The 16,684-nt window shown below is 68.5% G+C and carries 15 protein-coding genes and 4 pseudogenes; 8 read left to right on the forward strand and 11 right to left on the reverse strand.

Annotated features, from left to right (window positions below; translation table 11 throughout):
- Positions 1 to 49 precede the first annotated feature (49 nt).
- Both ADK52_RS09315 and ADK52_RS09320 read right to left on the reverse strand, forming a co-directional pair.
- On the reverse strand, positions 50 to 475 hold the full coding sequence (locus ADK52_RS09315; protein WP_053689356.1) for a DUF4267 domain-containing protein: 426 nt from the start codon (positions 473 to 475) through the stop codon (positions 50 to 52).
- Between the two features lie 320 nt (positions 476 to 795).
- The gene (locus tag ADK52_RS09320) at positions 796 to 1,242 is read right to left on the reverse strand and encodes a DUF1772 domain-containing protein (protein ID WP_053689295.1); all 447 of its coding nucleotides are present in this window, start codon (positions 1,240 to 1,242) and stop codon (positions 796 to 798) included.
- A gap of 90 nt (positions 1,243 to 1,332) precedes the next feature.
- On the opposite strand from ADK52_RS09320, the gene ADK52_RS09325 reads away from it, so the two are divergent.
- Positions 1,333 to 1,911, forward strand: a complete 579-nt coding sequence (locus tag ADK52_RS09325; protein ID WP_053689296.1) for a TetR/AcrR family transcriptional regulator — start codon at positions 1,333 to 1,335, stop codon at positions 1,909 to 1,911.
- A gap of 992 nt (positions 1,912 to 2,903) precedes the next feature.
- Here ADK52_RS09325 and ADK52_RS09335 read toward each other — a convergent pair.
- Both ADK52_RS09335 and ADK52_RS09340 read right to left on the reverse strand, forming a co-directional pair.
- Positions 2,904 to 3,675 (reverse strand): annotated as a pseudogene (locus ADK52_RS09335) (IS5 family transposase).
- A 507-nt stretch (positions 3,676 to 4,182) separates the two neighbouring features.
- Positions 4,183 to 5,160: an aldo/keto reductase gene (locus ADK52_RS09340; RefSeq protein ID WP_053689298.1), complete on the reverse strand. Its 978-nt coding sequence runs from the start codon at positions 5,158 to 5,160 to the stop codon at positions 4,183 to 4,185.
- 302 nt (positions 5,161 to 5,462) lie between these two features.
- On the opposite strand from ADK52_RS09340, the pseudogene ADK52_RS44965 reads away from it, so the two are divergent.
- Positions 5,463 to 5,636, forward strand: a pseudogene (locus ADK52_RS44965) (IS5/IS1182 family transposase); the annotation flags it as partial.
- A gap of 560 nt (positions 5,637 to 6,196) precedes the next feature.
- Here ADK52_RS44965 and ADK52_RS09345 read toward each other — a convergent pair.
- Entirely contained in the window at positions 6,197 to 6,757 is a 561-nt protein-coding gene (locus ADK52_RS09345; RefSeq protein WP_053689299.1) for a TetR/AcrR family transcriptional regulator, read from the reverse strand.
- 126 nt (positions 6,758 to 6,883) lie between these two features.
- Between ADK52_RS09345 and ADK52_RS09350 the strand changes: the two genes are divergently transcribed.
- Positions 6,884 to 7,780: an SCO6745 family protein gene (locus ADK52_RS09350; RefSeq protein WP_053689300.1), complete on the forward strand. Its 897-nt coding sequence runs from the start codon at positions 6,884 to 6,886 to the stop codon at positions 7,778 to 7,780.
- Positions 7,781 to 8,173: 393 nt separating this feature from the next.
- On the opposite strand, the pseudogene ADK52_RS42895 reads toward ADK52_RS09350, so the two are convergent.
- The 3 genes and pseudogenes from ADK52_RS42895 to ADK52_RS09360 all read right to left on the reverse strand — a co-directional run.
- Positions 8,174 to 8,381: pseudogene (locus tag ADK52_RS42895) on the reverse strand (transposase family protein); the annotation flags it as partial.
- A gap of 167 nt (positions 8,382 to 8,548) precedes the next feature.
- Positions 8,549 to 9,379 carry a DUF5995 family protein gene (locus ADK52_RS09355; protein ID WP_053689301.1) on the reverse strand — a complete coding sequence of 277 codons (831 nt, stop codon included), beginning with the start codon at positions 9,377 to 9,379 and terminating at the stop codon, positions 8,549 to 8,551.
- A gap of 23 nt (positions 9,380 to 9,402) precedes the next feature.
- Positions 9,403 to 9,987: a hypothetical protein gene (locus ADK52_RS09360; RefSeq protein WP_159045889.1), complete on the reverse strand. Its 585-nt coding sequence runs from the start codon at positions 9,985 to 9,987 to the stop codon at positions 9,403 to 9,405.
- 29 nt (positions 9,988 to 10,016) lie between these two features.
- On the opposite strand from ADK52_RS09360, the pseudogene ADK52_RS39730 reads away from it, so the two are divergent.
- Positions 10,017 to 10,686: pseudogene (locus ADK52_RS39730) on the forward strand (transposase).
- A 16-nt stretch (positions 10,687 to 10,702) separates the two neighbouring features.
- Here the strand turns inward: ADK52_RS39730 and ADK52_RS09370 are convergent.
- Together ADK52_RS09370 and ADK52_RS42220 are read right to left on the reverse strand one after the other, a co-directional pair.
- The gene (locus ADK52_RS09370; RefSeq protein WP_053689303.1) at positions 10,703 to 11,290 is read right to left on the reverse strand and encodes a histidine phosphatase family protein; all 588 of its coding nucleotides are present in this window, start codon (positions 11,288 to 11,290) and stop codon (positions 10,703 to 10,705) included.
- A gap of 140 nt (positions 11,291 to 11,430) precedes the next feature.
- Positions 11,431 to 11,622 (reverse strand): hypothetical protein, encoded by a 192-nt coding sequence (locus tag ADK52_RS42220; protein WP_159045890.1) that lies wholly within the window; start codon positions 11,620 to 11,622, stop codon positions 11,431 to 11,433.
- Positions 11,623 to 11,779: 157 nt separating this feature from the next.
- On the opposite strand from ADK52_RS42220, the gene ADK52_RS39735 reads away from it, so the two are divergent.
- Positions 11,780 to 12,595 (forward strand): hypothetical protein, encoded by an 816-nt coding sequence (locus ADK52_RS39735; protein WP_234343586.1) that lies wholly within the window; start codon positions 11,780 to 11,782, stop codon positions 12,593 to 12,595.
- Positions 12,596 to 12,685: 90 nt separating this feature from the next.
- Here the strand turns inward: ADK52_RS39735 and ADK52_RS09380 are convergent, their stop codons facing one another.
- On the reverse strand, positions 12,686 to 14,305 hold the full coding sequence (locus ADK52_RS09380) for a phospholipase D-like domain-containing protein (RefSeq protein WP_159045891.1): 1,620 nt from the start codon (positions 14,303 to 14,305) through the stop codon (positions 12,686 to 12,688).
- Positions 14,306 to 14,614: 309 nt separating this feature from the next.
- Here ADK52_RS09380 and ADK52_RS43485 point away from each other — a divergent pair, with 309 nt between their 5' ends.
- The 3 genes from ADK52_RS43485 (at position 14,615) to ADK52_RS09390 (ending at position 16,576) form a co-directional block, all read left to right on the forward strand.
- Positions 14,615 to 15,295: a GNAT family N-acetyltransferase gene (locus tag ADK52_RS43485; RefSeq protein ID WP_234343588.1), complete on the forward strand. Its 681-nt coding sequence runs from the start codon at positions 14,615 to 14,617 to the stop codon at positions 15,293 to 15,295.
- A gap of 40 nt (positions 15,296 to 15,335) precedes the next feature.
- Entirely contained in the window at positions 15,336 to 15,761 is a 426-nt protein-coding gene (locus ADK52_RS09385) for a contact-dependent growth inhibition system immunity protein (protein WP_053689306.1), read from the forward strand.
- A 152-nt stretch (positions 15,762 to 15,913) separates the two neighbouring features.
- Positions 15,914 to 16,576 (forward strand): hypothetical protein, encoded by a 663-nt coding sequence (locus ADK52_RS09390; RefSeq protein WP_053689307.1) that lies wholly within the window; start codon positions 15,914 to 15,916, stop codon positions 16,574 to 16,576.
- Positions 16,577 to 16,684: the final 108 nt, after the last annotated feature.

Genomic DNA, 16,684 nt, shown 5'->3' on the forward strand with positions numbered 1-16,684 from the left:
TGCGAGGCTGGTGAAGGTGGTGCGGGAGCGGGGCGGGAACGGACCCCCTTCAGGCGGGCTGCGGGACGGGCGTTTCCGGAGCGGCCGCGACATTGCGGGTCTCGCGCATGATCAGCAGGCCGTTGACCACCATCAGTGTCGCGGTCAGGCAGTGGACGCCGAGCGCGGTGGCCACGGAGCCGTGGTGGGCCAGCACGTTGGTCATGTCGCCGTACGCGGCGAGTGCTTCCACCAGCAGCACCCAGCCCAGCGCCCGGCGGTGACCCGTCAGCAGCAGGATGCCCAGAACCAGGGCCAAGACGACGTCGCGGATTCCCTTGGTGATCAGGAAGCCGCCGCCGTCGCCGGACGGCCAGCTCGGCAGGCCGTAGCCAGGCGCCGGCGTCTCCGGGCTCAGGATGTACTCCGTCCCGAACCAGAGGATGAAGAGGATGAAGGCGGCGGCCAGGACGGTGTTGATCTTCTTCAGCGACATGTTCTTCTCCATGCGAGTCTTCGGCAGCTTGGTGAGCTGCGGGGAGCTTGCCGAGTCCGGTGGGGTCTGATCAGGCCGTCTGGACGCGGCCGATCGAGGGGCGCAGCTTGCCGGGATCGCAGTTGCGGGATCAGAGCGGCAGCTGCATTCCCGAATGTCGGGATTTCGGTGGCCGGCCGCCCCCGAGGAGTGGGGGATTGGCACCGGCGCGGCCTCGTCCCGCGGGGTCAGAGATCGGATGCCCTCTCCGGCTCACCTGGACGGGGCGAAAGTCGTCGACATACAGGGGCAAACCGGTGCATGTCGAGGGATCGGTGGTATCAGGCGAGGGCGGCGACCAGCAGGGTGAACGCGGCGACGATGACGGCGACGCGGATGTAGTGGTAGCGGTCCCAGCGGCGCAGCTGCTCCTTCCAGTCGGCGGGCCGGTTCTCGGGGGTCCAGGTCTTGTTTCGGTTGTTGATCGGGACGAGCAGCAGGATCGACATGACCACGCTGAGGATCAGTAGTCCGGCGGCGGTGACGACGAGTCCGGCGCCGTGGTGGTGCCATCCGGCGACGGCCCAGATCGCGCTGAGGACGAGCGAGCCTATGTACCAGAACGGCATCAGGGCGCCGAGCATCCGGCCGCCGTGGGCGTGGCCGAGTTGGCTGCTGTCCTCGGGAAGCGCGTCCAGGATCCGGTTCATGATGAAGGCGACGGAGAACTCCACCCCCACCATCAGGCCGACGACGACGGTGGTGACGACCTCGAGTGCGTTGAGCATGACGACCCCTCCAGAATCTAGCGTTGCTAGGTACTGAGGCAACGCTAGTACTGCTAACGCTCGGTTGTCTAGCGATGCTAGAATCGAATCATGTCGGTACAGGAACGCAAGGAACGCGAACGGGCGGAGCGCGAGCGCCTCATCGTGGCGACGGCCCGTGAACTCGCAGAGCAGCAGGGCTGGGACGCGGTCACCACCCGTCGGCTCGCCGAGCGCATCGAATACAGCCAGCCCGTCCTCTACAGCCACTTCCGCGGCAAGCGCGAGATCATCGGCGCCGTCGCCCTGGAGGGCGCCACCGAGATGGCCGCGGCGCTGCGGGCCGCGACCTCCGCTACGGACGGCCCGCGCGAGCGGGTCGCCGCCCTCGCCCGCGCCTACCTCGACTTCGCCGCACGCAACCCGGCGGTATACGACGCCTTGTTCCAGCTCGACGGCGGCTTGGCATACGCGCAGGAGGACACCCCCGAGCCGCTGAAGGACGCCTTCGCCGCCCTGCTCGAGTGCCTCGCCGAGGTCGCCGGCGACGGCGTCCAACCGGGGCTGTTCACCGAGGTGTTCTGGGCGGCTCTGCACGGCCTGGCTACCCTGACCCGAGCGGGCCGCCTGCTGCCCGAGGACGCCGAGCCGAGGGTGGAACTGTTGGTGGACCGGCTCGCCATGGTCTGACACACCGCCCCGGCGGGACGCAGCCGTGCCCTCGGGCCTGGCCGTTGCCTGCCTGCGGCAGCGCCTTGCCCCCGCAGTAGGCCCGTTCCACGAGGCTACGGGCCTGGTGCCGCGGACCCGGGGGCCAACTGGTCACCAGCGCACTCGGCTCTGCCCCAGAAGGGCCGCCGGGTCCCGGCACCGCACCGGCTCACCTACACCGCCGACTTCGCCTGGCCCGCCCAAACCCCGCTGCTTCCGCCATCCTGGCGTGCTCTTCGCTGAGCCACCGGGCGACGGTCGCGCCGTATGCGGCGGCGGCCTGCTCCCAGGGGAAGCGGCCGGAGTCGAAGGAGGCGAGGCGGCTCTGCGGGAGCCGGTCGTGCAGGTGGACGCCGCCGTTGGACGGCGGTACCAGTTCGTCCTGCTAGGTGTTCATCACCAGCACCGGCGTCATGATCGACGGCAACAGGTCCCCGAGGACGGGGAGTTCCGCGGGGTATGCGCGGACACAACGCGCAGACTCGGCGAAGCGTCCGCCCCCGTAGGCGGACACGTCGAGCGGATACGCCGACCCGCCGCTGCCGACCATGACCGATGCCACCGACTCCGGCTGGCAGGCAGCCAGGAACAGCGCCGCGCCGGTTCCGGCGTCTGGGCCTATAGGGCCTGTTGTGAAAGTGGCTGGAGATGCGGGATGTCGTTCAGAGACTGCGGATGGCCTCGGCCAGGTCGGATCCGTAGGAGGACCAGCAGATCACTGAGCCGTCAGTGTCGAGCTGACCCATGAACCATTCACCGTCGTCCCTCACGAGGCACAGTTCGTGGAACGCAAGAATCAGATCGGGCTGGAGCGGCTCGTAGTCGTCCTGACCGGCGGCTTCGACGACTACGAGCCGATCGGAGGAGAGCGGGGCGGCGCTCGGGTCGCCTGAAAGAGCGCGTACGCGTTCGATCGTCCATCCGGCGGGGAGTCCTGAGTTCACCGGCGCATGGTCTCAACAATGTGCCCATCACAGCCACTCGTTAAGGACTGCGACCAGCACGGTTGCTTCGTAGCGGACGACGAGCTCGTCCTACCGGGTGGCGACGGCCCGGTGTCTCTTGAGCCGGTTGATCCCGCACTCGACCGCATATCGCTGCTTGTAGTCGTCCTTGTTGAACCTCGGCGGCCGCCCGCCACGTGATCCGCGCCAGAGCCGGTTGCGGACCCGGTCGGCAGGTACCGGGATGGTGGCCTTGATCCCGCGTCTGCGAGGGTAGGAGCGGTTGCTCCGCGAGTCGTACGCCTTGTCGGCGCGCACCCGGACCGGGTGCTTGCGCGGCCTGCCCACGCCGAGCCGCGGCACCCTGATCGCCTCCAGGACGGGCTCGAACTGCGGGGAGTTACCCCGCTGCCCGGCCGTGATCACCACGGACAGAGGCTTCTGCCCCTGCTCGACCGCGAGGTGGATCTTGCTGGTCAGCCCGCCGCGAGACCGGCCGAGCCCGTGGTCGTCCGGCTCGACGAAGATCCCGCCGGACGGCTCTTTCTGGAGATCCCCCATTTCACCGCCCCGGCGGCGTGCTGGTGGGCTCGGCAGACCATGGAGTCGACCTTCACGTCCCAGGTGATCAGACCTGCCACGGACCATAGCGTTCCGGCACGTCACGCCACGGCGCACCAGTCCGCGTCCGCCACCGCATGCCGTCTACCAGCTGCCGCCGCGTCCACATGTGCTGCCGGCCCGGCTTGATACCCCGCGGCAGCAGCGGCTCAAGCCGGGCCCGCTGGCCGTTCGTCAGATCCCCACGTCCCCCAGGACGTGATCATCAACGAACAAAATCCACTCTCGCAACAGACCCTAGAGGGAGGGCCAAGACCTGCGGGGTGCGCGTGGCGCTACCCGGGAATGTGGCGGGACCCGGCCGGGGTGGCTTCGACCGGCCGGGTCCCGCGCGCGTGGACCCTCTCGTCGCCCTGCCAGCCTGACGTGCACGAGCCCGCGCTGCGCGCTGGGGAGCGCCGGGCGGGTGACACGCTCACACTTACGGCTGCACAGGCCGCGGTGGGTACCGGGCGGCTCAGGATGGGGTTTCCGTTGTAGCCCCACGACGAGGGCACCGAGGACCGCGACGGCACCGACAACCGCCTCCACGCCTGACCTGACCCCACCCCGCTTGCGGGTATCCCAGGAGCCCCGGCGTCGACGCTGACCGGTATCCGGCCGGCCCCGGTGCTCCGCTCGATCAGCCGCGCGGGCGGGCCGGAGCGTGGCACCGGGCGCAGGGGCCGGCTGTCCTGTACGACCGTCACCGGTCGATGGCGGCCATGTTCCCTTCGTCGTGGCGCTCGCCGGCAGCCGGGGTGAGGTTGTTCAGCCTCTCAACCTGCGCGTCGGTCAGCTCGATGGCGTCGGCCGCGGTGTTCTCCTCGACCCGGGCGACGCGCTTGGTACCCGGAATGGGGGCGATGTCGCCGCCCTGGACGAGTAGCCAGGCCAGGGCGATCTGTGCCGGGCTCGCGTCCGCTTCGGTGGCGACGGCCTTGACCTCGTCGACGATGCGCAGGTTGCGCTGGAAGTTCTCGCCCGTGAAGCGCGGGTTGGTCTTGCGCCAGTCGCCGTCGGCGATGTCGTCGGTGGAGCGGATCTGGCCGGTGAGGAAGCCGTGGCCGAGCGGCGAATAGGGTACGAGGCCGATGTGCAGCTCGCGCAGCAGCGGCAGGATCTGCGCCTCGACGTCCCTGGTCCACAGGGAGTACTCGGTCTGCAGCGCGGCGACCGGATGCACGGCGTGGGCGCGGCGGATGGTGTCGGGGCCGGCTTCGGAGAGGCCGATGTGGCGGACCTTGCCCTCGGCGACCAGCTCGGCCAGTGCCCCGACGGTGTCCTCGATGGGAGTGCTCGGGTCGACCCGGTGCTGGTAGTACAGGTCGATGTAGTCGGTGCCGAGACGCATGAGGGAGCCCTCGATGGCGGTGCGGACGTTCGCCGGGCTGCTGTCGATGACGCCGGGGCCGCCGCCGGAGTGCTGCACGATGCCGAACTTGGTCGCCAGCACGACCCGGTCGCGGCGCCCCTTGAGAGCCTGGCCGACCAGCTCCTCGTTGGTGTAGGGGCCGTAGATCTCGGCTGTGTCGAGGTGGGTGACGCCCAAGTCCAGCGCCCGGTGGATGGTGCGGATCGACTCGGCGTCGCTGCCCTCTCCGACGTTGTAGTAGCCGGACATCGACATGGCGCCCAGACCGATCCGGGAGACGTCGAGACCACCCAGTGAGATGTGCTCCATCAGAAAGTTCCGTTCCTCGGTTTCCGGGCGATCTCACGCCCGGGGGCGGAGCAGCCGCACGCGGAGGACGCCCGCCAGGGCCGACCGTCGAGTTCCATGATCAGCGCGACGCACTGAGCCCGCCATCCAGGCAACCACCCGCAGCCACCGCGTGGGCCGCCGTACGACGTTGTCCAGGGTGAGTGCGGGGCGGCCGTGGGGGACCGCGGGGACTCTTTGGGGTGCGGGCGTACGACAGCCGGCCCTGGGCCATGAGCTGCTGAGCTGCGGCCTGCACACGGCAGCCCGTCCGGGCCTAACCCTCCCGAGCCATCCGTAACCACCTGCGAGGTCGGGGCATCGGCGCGGTCATGCCACAGCCGTCCGACCACATCGGCCACCTCCTACGGCGAGGCCACCGAGGCGCCCGCCCGCCCGGCTCCGATGCCAAGGCCTACAAGCAGCGAGACACTGTCGAACGCTGCATCAATCGCCTCAGCTGGCCGTTTAACGTCCTGCCTGAAGTCGCTCAGTACGAGTTGTCGAGTTGGTCTCCGAGGAATCGAAGCTCGCGATCTCGAAGGGCGGCTGCGGTGTCGTCGCGGCTTCGTCCCCTTCTTGTGGTGTGCGGGGCACCCGTATGCCTCGCCGGTGGCGAGGACTCGTCCGACGTCGTAGCGGGTGGCGGCCCGCTGGTTCTTCGATCCAAGTGGCCGGGCGGGTCCGGGCCGGGCGGGTTCCGGTGCACGGGCCGGCGTGCCCGTCTTCGCCCGCAGGTTCCTGAACCCACCCCATGCCGCCCGCCGGGTAGCCGGAAGAGACTTCCGGAAGGTTCTCCTCGCCGAACTTGCAGCCCGGCCCTCCGGCACCGGTGCCGGTCGGACCGCACTGGAGAGCCCAGGGCCCCGGTGGTGAGGCGGTGGCAGCTGGTTCTTCCGGGCACGGAACGCGCGGTGGTGGTCGGAGCCACCGCCTGCCTTGCCATCCTCCAGTGTGGGCAGACGCAGACGCAGACGCAGACGCAGACGCAGACGCAGCCGTTTGCGGGTCGCCTCGGTCACTTGAACAGCAGTCCGGTGAGGGTTCGGAAGACCTCCTCGGGGTCCTGGTCACCCAGTGGGCCGTTCAGGTTCCGGCTCAGCAGCAGCGTCGCGAAACCGTGGGCCAGGGTCCAGGCAGCGATCCCCGTCAGCCGGGTGTCGTCGCCCCGTCCCGCATCGGGCAGCTGGGCTACTCCCATGCGCAGTTGCTCGCCGGCGCGCTGCCTGGCGGCTGTCAGGTCCGGGTCGTCTCCGCGCAGCAGTTCCGGCTGGAACATCACCTGGAAGTGCGCCGGGTGCGTCGTTGCGAACCGCACGTAGCGGACGCCCCGTTCACGCAGGTCCGGCGCGTCCGCGAGTGCCTCCGCGAGGAAGTCGTAGCCTTCCGCGGCGATCGCGGTGAGCAGGCCGGTGCGGTCCTTGAAGTGATGTGCCGGGGCGGCGTGCGAGACGCCGGCCCGGCGCGCGAGGTCGCGCAGGCTCAGGGCGCCGGGGCCCTCGGCGGCGATGACATCGAGGGCCGCGGTCAGGACGGCGTGGCGGAGATCGCCGTGGTGGTAGGTGCGCTGGCTCGTCATGGTCAGCAGACTACGCACAGTCTAGACATTGACAAGTTCGACAGGCGTGAGCAATCTAGTCACTGTCAAGTTCAAAGCGGCCGAGCCCGGATTGCACGGAACCGGTGAGCCTGTTGAGGAGATGTCATGACGGACCGGAACGCCGTATCGGATGGAATCGAGTTGGGTCGCGTACGGCACCTGTGGCAGCTCCTCGAGCCGCTGCACGCCGTGCTCTATTACGCGCCGGAGTCCTTCGAAGAGGCGGCCGCGCTGGGCTTCGAGACCGGTGAGCGGTGGCCGAGCTACTTTGCCTGGCGGGCCGCGCCGCTGGGGGCAGCGGGACGGGGTCAGGTGGAGTCCGCGTTCTACAGCTTCAGCCCGGAGATGGTCGGGCGGTACGTCCCCGCCGTATGGGACGGTGCGTCCCCCGAGGCCGTACTCGCCGCCCGCGAGCGGGCAGTCGACCGCGCCTACCGTGCGCTCTTGGGAGACCGCATCCACAGCATCGAGCTCGCGGAGGCCGCAGACCTGGCCCGCCGTGCTGCCGAGGCCGCCGACGTCGGGGGCCGCCCGCTCGCCTCCGCTAATGCGGCCCTGGCCTGGCCGGACGCCCCGTACCTCATGCTCTGGCAGGCGGCGACGATCTTGCGGGAACACCGTGGGGACGGCCACATCGCGGCTCTCCTGGCCGCGGGGCTCGACCCGGTAGAGGCACTCGTGTCGTTCGCCGCAATCGGGGCGGCGCCGGAGGAGACCTTCCAGAGCCGCCAGTGGAGCGCGCCGGACTGGGCCGCCGCGCGTGAGCGCCTCGTCGGGCGCGGCCTGTTGGAGCCCCACGGCGCCGCGACGGCGACCGAGTCGGGCCGTGCACTGCGCGCGAAGGTCGAGCGCCGCACGGACGAGCTCGCCGCGGGGCCGTGCGAGGCGCTGGGCTCTGACGGTCTGGCGCGGCTCGCGGCCCTGCTCGGCGAGTTCTGGGTCGCGGTGATCGGCTCGGGGCTGCTGCCCATGACGACCACGTTGGGGATCGGAAGAGCCTGAAGATCTCGTGGGCTCACCCTTCTCGCTGTCCCTGCTCGCATGCACAGCAGCAGTGATCACGGCTGTCACGAGGTGACCAAGCTGCTGTCGTCAGGCGCCAATCACGAAGATGGCCGGCTGTCATGGGCTTGCCTCTTCAGACCTTGAGCGCGGCGCGGGCGCCGCCCCGCCCCCCGCGAAGCGCGGGGCCTCACACACCATCACCGGCCGCGCAGCAGCCGGTGGGTAGTCGGCTGGGGTGGCCCGCCATGTTGTAGCCCGTGCCGACCCCGTATCGGCAGCTCGGAGCGTGGCATTTCGAGCAGGGCCGGTCTGGCTTGGTGCCCAGGTGACGGGCTGGGGTCTGGCGGGGGTTTCGGGGGTGGCCATCGTGTGCCCCTCTTGACCGTTTCGGCGCTGCCTCTCCAGGGTGAGGATGGCGGCGGCGATGGGCGTGAGGCGGCTCGGGCTGCACCGGGACCGGTGGAAGATCCGCCATGACTTCAGTCGCGCATACTTCGTTCGACAGGCGCCCGCGCTGCCGGAGGGCTCGGTTGGCCGTCCGCTGGGTGTGGGTGGGTTCCCCAACGGGTGGGCGTCTGAGTGGGGTGGCCACCCAGGGTCGGCGCCGAACTATGGGACGGCCCTTGGGCTATTTCCTTCAGATCATCGGATCGTTGGTCTGGTGTGTCGTTGCCTGATGCTCAGTGGGCACGCATCGAGCCGTCCCTGCCGGACCGGACGCCGAAGCGGGGTGGTGGCTTCGGGACGTGATCACCGGGAGGTCTTCTACGCGATGGGCGTACTCGCCGCGGGCCACTGCCGGCGTTCGGGAATCAACCTGCGCAGGATCCACAAGCCGGCGCGCAGCTTCCAGTCTCCCGGGGAGCGGATTTCGGAGATGAGCGCGCCGGTGCTCCTGCCGATCGACCGCGACGCTTCCTCGGTCGCATCCGGGTCCAAGAGCCTGTCGCAGTTGAACCAGGCCAAGCCCCGTGCGACCCGGATCCCGTAATTGGTCAACAATTCGTCACTACGGGTGAACAGCCTGTCCAAAGAGCTGAGCCCATGAATGTACCTGGACGAAAGGTCGTCCTGGACCCTGTCGATACAGGACCCCAGCACGTCGTTCATGCGGTGGAAGTCCGCGATGTGGCTGCGGTCGCCCGTGGACGTCGCCATGCGCCGCAAGGCCCCCGGCAAGTCGTACGAAATGTGCGCCATCATGGAAAAGAGCACGTCTTCCAGCGTGTACGAGCGCCGGACACTCGAAGCGGCGAAGGCATCTCGCCATGGTTGAGGGATGGAGTCCGGCAGATCACTGGGCCGGACTTCGTCCGCGGAGCCGCCGGGTCGTCCTGCGAGCCATGCGTCGATGCTGTCCATCGCGGCGAAGTAGGCCGAGGCGAGCGTCTCGCACAGCTCGGCGACCCACGGCGGGTCGTTGAACGCGGGGGTGCCTGTATCCAGGGCTGTGGCGAGCGTCTTCGTGAGGCGGTAGTAGGTGTAGGCGAACGCGGCCCGGCGATCGTGTGTGATGTCGTACTGCCTGACCCGGTCGGCAAGCAATCCCGCGACCAGGGTGACCTTTTCGGCGGGGAGCATGGACTCGGCGGTCATCGGGAGTATGTTCCTGCCGCCCGCTAAGCCGGCGCGCTGATTCGGCGGGTTTCCTCGGTCGCCCTGCCCCAGTCGCACACCAATTCCGCGAAGAGGCTTTGGCGGTCGGGTGCCACCTGATAGTCCGCTGTCCAAGGGGTTTCGAGCAACGGCATGTGGTAGGTCGCGGCCATGCCTTCGTCGCGAATTTCCGCAGAGTAGGTGAAGGTCCGCGTGAGCAGGCCCGGCACAGGACCGAGCCTCTCCTTCGCGCGGACAGTGACTCCGGTTCCGTTGCTGTCCAGTACGTACTGCTCTTCCAACAGGTACAGGGTCACGCCGAACTTGGACATCCTGACCACATTGTCGGCCTGGCCGAACTCGCCCTCGTCCGGCTTCGCCACGATCGTCGAACTCTGCCGTGGCGCACCGGTGAGGCGCTCGATGGTGTGCATGGCGGTCGCGAGCAGCTTGTTCGTCAATCCGATGCGGCTGCGCATGAGACGACGCCAGGAAGTGACGCGGAAGGTGGCTTTTCCATGCCAGGTGCCGGTCCCGATGTCGAAGTAATAGACGTGGTTGGGCGCGGTCGTGCGGTGTCGAGGGATGCCCTCGGGCTCCATTGTCACGGTGCGTAGCATATCATCACGCCCTGTAAATATTGTGGGTGCTGTTCCAGCGGGTGGTGCCGGAGGCGCCGTCGCGGCCGCAGGGCGGTGGCAGGCGTCGGCACGGTGACCGGGAAGTGCTCGCCGCGATCGTGTCCGTGGCTGCGTCGGGCTGTACGTGGCAACAATTGCCATCGGCTTCGTTCGGGCCGTCGGGGGCGACAGCTCGCCGGGGCTTCTCCGAGTGGAGCAAGGCCCGGGTGGGCCAAGCTCCACCGCCCGGTCCTCGACGAGCTCGGCGCCCGCGGTGACGGTGGCCTGGACCGGTCCCGCTGTGCAATCGACTCGGTGAACGTGCGGGACCTGAAAAGGGGGAACCAGGACCTTGAACCCCTCGTCCGCGGCATACCGCCCATCCGCTCACGCCGCGGACGCCGGAGGCGCAAGCCCGGCAAGCTCCACGCCGACAAGGGCTACGACTACGCCCACCTGCGGAGATGGTGAGCCGGACGCGGTATCCAGCACCGTATCGCCCGCAAGGGCACCGAGTCCTCCCAGCGCCTGGGCCGGCACCGCTGGACCATCGAACGCGCCATGGCCTGGCTCGCCGGCCGCGGCCGCCTCCATCGCCGCTACGAACGCAAGGCCGAGCACTTCCCGGCCTTCACCGGCATCGCCCGCACTCTCATCTGCTACCGGCGCCTGGCGCGGCAGACGTGACGCAGCGGCTCTCCCACTACGGGACGTTCCACGCGGAGATGAACGGCTGCCCGTCCTCGGCGGCCAGGAAACTGAGAGTGCCCGGATGCGGATGGCCGAGCAGACGGCTGGCGGACGCGTCAAGGCCAAGCCAGCGCACGGTCAGCACCCGCGCCAGATGACCATGAGCGACGACGGCGACATCACCGTCGCCGAGCAGCGGCCGGATCCGGTCCAGCATCGCATCCGTGCGGGCGGCCACCTGTTGCAGCTGCTCGCCAGGATGGTCGGCGTCGCCGGGAACGACGCCGTCCCGCCACAGATCCCAGCCCGGCCTCGCCTCCCGGATCTGGCCGGCGGTCAGGCCCTCATATCCGCCGTAGTCCCACTCCATCAGGTCGGGATCGGGCCTGACACCGGTCAGACCTGCCAGCTCCGCCGTCCGCAGGGCCCGGCTCAGCGGACTGCTGAACACGGCAACCAGACGGCGCTGGGCAAGCCTCGGAGCAAGCGCCTTGGCTGCGGCCTCGCCCACGTCCGTCAGCGGAACGTCAGTGCGGCCGGCATGCTGGCCCGACACGCTCCACTCGGTCTGGCCATGCCTGATCACTATCAACTCGCCCATGGCTGCGCACACTAACTGTTCATGCGACACGACGTGACACTTTCCTCGACCTGGCCGCCGGGTCCCTCATCTGTCGCCGCCGACGCACCACATGAGATGACCTCCAAAGCAGGCAGGAGAGACCGACCAGTGATGGACGGTCAGCCCTTGACCGAGTCCGCTCCGGGCCCCAGGGGGCGCCGGCCGGGGGAGCGGGGTACTGCGGCCTCCTCGCCAGCGGTGCCGCTGTCCTCGGCCGGCTCGGCGGCGAGGCGGCCCCGGCGGGCAGCCGTAGGGGCCGCAAGGGGAGTTGTAGGGCGCGGGCCGGTGCCCAGGGTGCGACGTTCGGTCATCACCCCAGTTTCCCGGCTCCGCAGTGCGGTTGGGACCGTTCAGCTTGTGCTTTGAGGTCGGACCGAGCCAGTGGCGACGTACGCGGCGGGTCACCAACCACCCCGCCCCGAGCAAATCCGATGGCACCGACAGCCTTCGGGCGACAAGACTGGGTGGGTGAACCCCCTGCCGCCGGTGCCCCGCCCGCTCCCTGTGCCAGTACCGGACCCGCGCGCCCGCAACGTCGATCTCGACTATGAGGGCATGCACGCCCTGGTTGCCGACCTGGTTCTGCCCGGCGATGCGTCGATGTACGTCATGAGCGCGATGGAAACCTCCCGTGAGCTCATCCGGCACTCCTACTACCGGTACGAGTTCGCCACCGTCGCCGTCACGCACTCCCTGTTCGCCCTGGAGCACGTCCTCACCGAGCGCCTTGCCGTCAGCAAGCCGCTCCAGGACCTGATCGAGCAGGCCGCCGAGACAGGGCTCATCTCAGCTGAACTGGCCACCCGACTCGACCGCAGCCGACAACTGCGCGACAAGCTCGCACAGGGCGCCGTAACCAGTGCCGCCCTCGGCCCGGCCGGGGCCATCGAGATGGTGCGTACCGTCTTCGACGCCGTTTCCCTGCTCCTTCGCCCACCGCCTGCGGCAGAAGCGACACCCGCCTACATGAGCGGAGAACAGACCGAGGAGCGACTCGCCCGGCTTTGGGAGGAACACCGGCGCGCACTGTATCCCGACAGCTTTCGCGGCGTGGACATCGAGGGCGTGGAACTGATCCTCCTGGACGCCGATGTCGCGGGCCTCGTCCACAGCGAGCTGAACGGCGGACTCGACGACAACGGCATTGCCATCCTCTGGGCGTGTATCGCCGACCTCGACAAGATCGAGTCCCTGATCAATTCGGAGTACTGCGCCTCGTACTTCACGAAACTCCGGACGATGGCCAAACTCGCAGCAGCGCGCCACATCCCTACCGCGACCTGACCCCAGGGTTGAAATGGGAAGCTCCCGTGACTCTCGTCAGGTTCTGTGCCGCGTCCGTCAGCACACCTCGGCCTGCCACAGGATCAATTGTCAGACAAGCTCTAGAGGGGAGTTGGCCAGCAGTCGGCGTTGGTGGTCCCGGGCCGGCTCGTCGTAGTACTTGTCCCACCAGCGCCTGGAGGCGAGCGGCACCGGGGCTTCGACTCCGGTCTCGGGGCCGGGCGTGGGCTGGTGCGCGGCCAGGCGGAGCGAGTCGCGGAAGCGGTGGTGGTTGAACAGGCGCAAGAACTCGGTGAGATAGATCTCGGCGAGGCCGTGGTCGCCCCGGATCACCAGCATGTTCTCGTCGTTCTTGTTCGCGGAGGGGTTGCTGAAGTTGGCCGAACCGGTGACCACGATCGGATCGTCGCCGATCGGGTCGATCAGCAAGTACTTCGTGTGCAGGTACTCGATGTTGTTGGAGAACGGGTTGTCGTGCTCGGCCGCCCAGCCGGCGAGGCCGCCCTCTTCGACGATGCCACCGGCCACGAGCTCGGTGTCGGGATCGGTGACCAGGTTCCGGTTCGCGTCGGCGACGGCGGCGTCCTCGAAGAGCAGCCAGCGGAGCGCAGGGTGGTCACCGGGGAGCTGGTCGGCGAACCGGGGATCGAGTTTGAACGGGAACGTGATGCACAGCAGGTCCTGGGCCGATCCGAAGAGATCGGCGTATCGGTCTTGCGCCGTGGTCCGCGTGTGCGGGCTGAACACGACCGAGATACCCGCGGGCCAGGAGTCGGGTATCGGGTTGTTGGCGTCCACCCAATTGTTGAGGGTGCCAGGGGTCGGGTCCGTGACGAGCTGTGCCCAGTAGTCGCGGTACTGCTGGGCGACGGCTGGCTCAGTAACCGTGTGCCCGACGTTCGACTGGCCGAAGATCCCGTTCTCGGTGATGTTGGTAGAGCCCGTCCAGACCGACTGGGGCGCACCCTCGTGGCTTGCGATCACGAACTTGTTGTGCGGGATCTGAGCCCGGGCCCGCCAGGCGACGACCAGGTCGTCGATGCCGGCGGCGGTCACCGCTGCGCGGTTGTGCGGGTGGTCGAACACGACGAGCTGGACGTCCACGCCCGTGTCTGCGGCCACACGGAAGGCCTTCAGCACGGGCAGGTACTCGAACTCGTACAGCGCCGCATGGAGCTGCCCGTGGTCGCCGGCGGCGGTGCCGATGAAGGCGAGCAGCGCCTCCTCGAGACCGCGCGACAACCATCGCCAGGCCTCACGGTTGGCGATGTCACGGGGGTGGAGGTTCTTGAAGCGCTCGGCGTAGGCCTGCGAGGCATACACGCCACGGTTGAACCAGACACCGTGCACGCCCGGCTCCTCGGTCTGCACTTGCAGCTCGACGGTCGAGACCGGGGTGAGTTCCTCCCCCGGAGTTCCGGTCATGGTGTGCACGCGGTAGGTGTAGGTTCGCCCTGGCTTGGCGCGGTAGTCACCCCAGGCGAAGGTCTGGAACGGGTTCCAATTCGATCCCCAATGACGCCTCGCCTGCGGAAAACGGAGGCGGTTGTCGAGCCACCGGTGCTGGCCTTCAGCGTGATCGAACCGCTCGACCCCGAAACCGAGCACGCCATTCATGTCAGCTCGATCGTGGTCGAACCCCAACATCACGACGTGAGTCCCCGCGATGGCCTGCACTCGCAATGGCCCAGAACTGCCCTGCACCCTCATGCGCACGCCTCCTGCTCCCTCGGCCGTCTTCTGGACCAACGCTCGCTTCCGGCCGGGCCCAGCCATCGGCTGCTCCGCCGTCAGGTTTCCAGGCCGTGTTCGAGGAAGCGTTTGCGGCCGTCCTGTTTCAGGTCTCGTTGATGGATTAGCCGTCGTACGTGCCGCCCGTGCAGGTCCGCAAACCGGTACGGGAGTCGCACTCCACGTTCCGTGACCGGCCCCACAAACCGGCCCGCCGACAGGCAGACACGGCAGCCTGCACAACGGGACCCATGGCGCCAAGAGCGGCCATGATCACGACCGGCAGCTGTGAACCCGAGTCCCGAGTCGTGTACGCAGGGGAGCTCCTTTGAGGACGAGCGACACCAACACGTCAATACCAGCTTCACCCCGCGCCGCGTCGGGCGCACCCTGACGCGGGGGCGCCCTCAGAGCTGGTACCTGGGGTACTGGCTGCACCCTGCCGCCATCGGCGGTGGCATCGCCACGAGAGCGACGGCGGCCATGATGACCGAAGCATTCACTCTGTCGAACGTGACATACCTGGAAATTGCACACGACGCGTCCAACGTCTCCAGCAGTGCCATTCCGCGCCGCCTGGGCTTCAGCGAAGTTCGTCGTGAGCAGGTAACGCCCCCCGCTGCCCCCTCAGACTCCGGCATCGATGTGATCTGGCGACTGAACCGCCCCACGCCGCCCGTTGGCCAGCGACATTCCCTGCCACTGACTGCGCGGCCAGTACTCAACTCCAACCGCTTCGGTCCCAAACGAGATGACCTCTCAAGAGGGAGGGCGGCGGGGTTCCAGTGGTTGAAGTCCCCGACCACGCTGCCCGGCCCTTCGGGGGTGTCCTCGGGCAGGACGAAGGCGACCTGGGTGCGGTCCTGGAGCTGCTTGCGTTCAAATACGCTGATCTCCAGCCGTAGAAGTCGTCGAGAGGATCGGGCATTCTCGCCCGTGCCGTGGCACCATGCCGAACTGGTCCGCTGACCTGAGCCGGACTCTCCGCCGGCCCGGGTGAGAATGAATCATGGACCGTCTGCTGCACCTCGACCGCCCGCTCGACGAGCTGGATCCACCCCGCTGGGCCCCTCCTGCCAGTGACGCGACCCGTCTGGTCCGCAAGGTCCATGAGCTGCGGCGCATTCCGCTGGGCGAACTCGAGCCGGCGGATCTGCGGACCCTCATCTCGCAGCAGGTGGCGCTCCCGTACGTACTTCCGCTCGCGGTGCGCTTGCTGGTTGAGGAGCCGCTGCTCGACGCCTACTTCTACGAGGGCGACCTCCTGCTCGCGACCGTCAGTGTCCCCGTTTCGGCCTGGTCCCTGTTGCCGGACCTCGCCGCACGGCTGTGTGCCGTGATCAGGGCATTGCCGGAGGCAGTAGTCGCAGGACTGCCCCGCGGCGCCGCCGAGGAACTCGCCCGATTCGTCACGGGCGCCGCATCACTTCGCTGATGAAGGCGCGGTGGGTCGCCCGTGACACCATGGCCCACACCAGTGGCTACGACGCGCCGGACGGATGGGGCGGCCCCTTCTACGAGGGGCGTTAAGACCGCACTCGGGTGAATGGCACCTGCACGAAGGGCTGCTGAAGTGAGGAAGCCGTCATGAGTACGGGAAAGTGGCTGCGGATCTCCCTACGGCGCTACGTCCTGACCGCCGTGCTGGCCTGGGTGACAGCGGCCTCGGTGCTGCCCGCTCTCGGTGACGAGCCCTTCGCCGAGGAGTTCGCGCTTGAGATGCGGGTCGGACTCGTGGGGGTTCCCCTCCTGACGATCGCGACCATGTTCGTGATCGTCCTGCTGTCCGGCCGTCGGTTCGAACCGCCGACCGGGGGTCCCGTGCGGATCCGGGGCGGCTGGATGGTCGTCCTGCCGTTGTTGCTGTTGCTGCCGGTGGGAATGCTCATGCCACTGCAGTACCTGATCATGCTGGGCGCGCAGCTGGCCTACGTGGTCTGGGTACTGCCCTGCGAGGACGCACGCGACACGGCGAACGTCCTGCGCTCGCTCGCCGACCCGGCTGTCCCCGCGGAGCAGCGGGCCCGGACGGCACGGGCGGTCGCGCAACTGCGGACCAGTCCGGTCGTGGAAGCCCTGGTGCTCGTCGCGGCGGACGAGGAGCCGGAGGTCGCCGAAGCGGCACTGGAGGGCCTCTGCACCATCTGGCGGTACGACGGGGTCGTCGGCGAGAACCTGTTGCTGAGGCTTGCGCCGCAGGACCAGGACCGGGTCCGGGCGCTGGGCATCAAGGTCCGCAGCCCCTGGTGACAGGCGCGGCGTTCCGCTAGGAGCCATCAGGGCCTGGCCTTCCCGGCACTCGGGAGGGCCAGGCCCTGAACGTGCCCTGCCGGTATGCCGTCCGTGTCTCAGAAGCCG

The sequence above is a fragment of the Streptomyces sp. WM6372 genome, from assembly GCF_001279655.1.
Classification (GTDB): domain Bacteria; phylum Actinomycetota; class Actinomycetes; order Streptomycetales; family Streptomycetaceae; genus Streptomyces.

What these genes read in the sequence shown, in the direction of transcription:
- ADK52_RS09315 (WP_053689356.1), bottom strand. Translation starts at nt 475, where the DNA reads ATGTCGCTGAAGAAGATCAACACCGTCCTGGCCGCCGCCTTCATCCTC.
- ADK52_RS09320 (WP_053689295.1), bottom strand. Translation starts at nt 1,242, where the DNA reads ATGCTCAACGCACTCGAGGTCGTCACCACCGTCGTCGTCGGCCTGATG.
- ADK52_RS09325 (WP_053689296.1), top strand. Translation starts at nt 1,333, where the DNA reads ATGTCGGTACAGGAACGCAAGGAACGCGAACGGGCGGAGCGCGAGCGC.
- ADK52_RS09340 (WP_053689298.1), bottom strand. Translation starts at nt 5,160, where the DNA reads ATGGAGCACATCTCACTGGGTGGTCTCGACGTCTCCCGGATCGGTCTG.
- ADK52_RS09345 (WP_053689299.1), bottom strand. Translation starts at nt 6,757, where the DNA reads ATGACGAGCCAGCGCACCTACCACCACGGCGATCTCCGCCACGCCGTC.
- ADK52_RS09350 (WP_053689300.1), top strand. Translation starts at nt 6,884, where the DNA reads ATGACGGACCGGAACGCCGTATCGGATGGAATCGAGTTGGGTCGCGTA.
- ADK52_RS09355 (WP_053689301.1), bottom strand. Translation starts at nt 9,379, where the DNA reads ATGACCGCCGAGTCCATGCTCCCCGCCGAAAAGGTCACCCTGGTCGCG.
- ADK52_RS09370 (WP_053689303.1), bottom strand. Translation starts at nt 11,290, where the DNA reads ATGGGCGAGTTGATAGTGATCAGGCATGGCCAGACCGAGTGGAGCGTG.
- ADK52_RS42220 (WP_159045890.1), bottom strand. Translation starts at nt 11,622, where the DNA reads ATGACCGAACGTCGCACCCTGGGCACCGGCCCGCGCCCTACAACTCCC.
- ADK52_RS09380 (WP_159045891.1), bottom strand. Translation starts at nt 14,305, where the DNA reads ATGAGGGTGCAGGGCAGTTCTGGGCCATTGCGAGTGCAGGCCATCGCG.
- ADK52_RS09385 (WP_053689306.1), top strand. Translation starts at nt 15,336, where the DNA reads ATGGACCGTCTGCTGCACCTCGACCGCCCGCTCGACGAGCTGGATCCA.
- ADK52_RS09390 (WP_053689307.1), top strand. Translation starts at nt 15,914, where the DNA reads ATGAGTACGGGAAAGTGGCTGCGGATCTCCCTACGGCGCTACGTCCTG.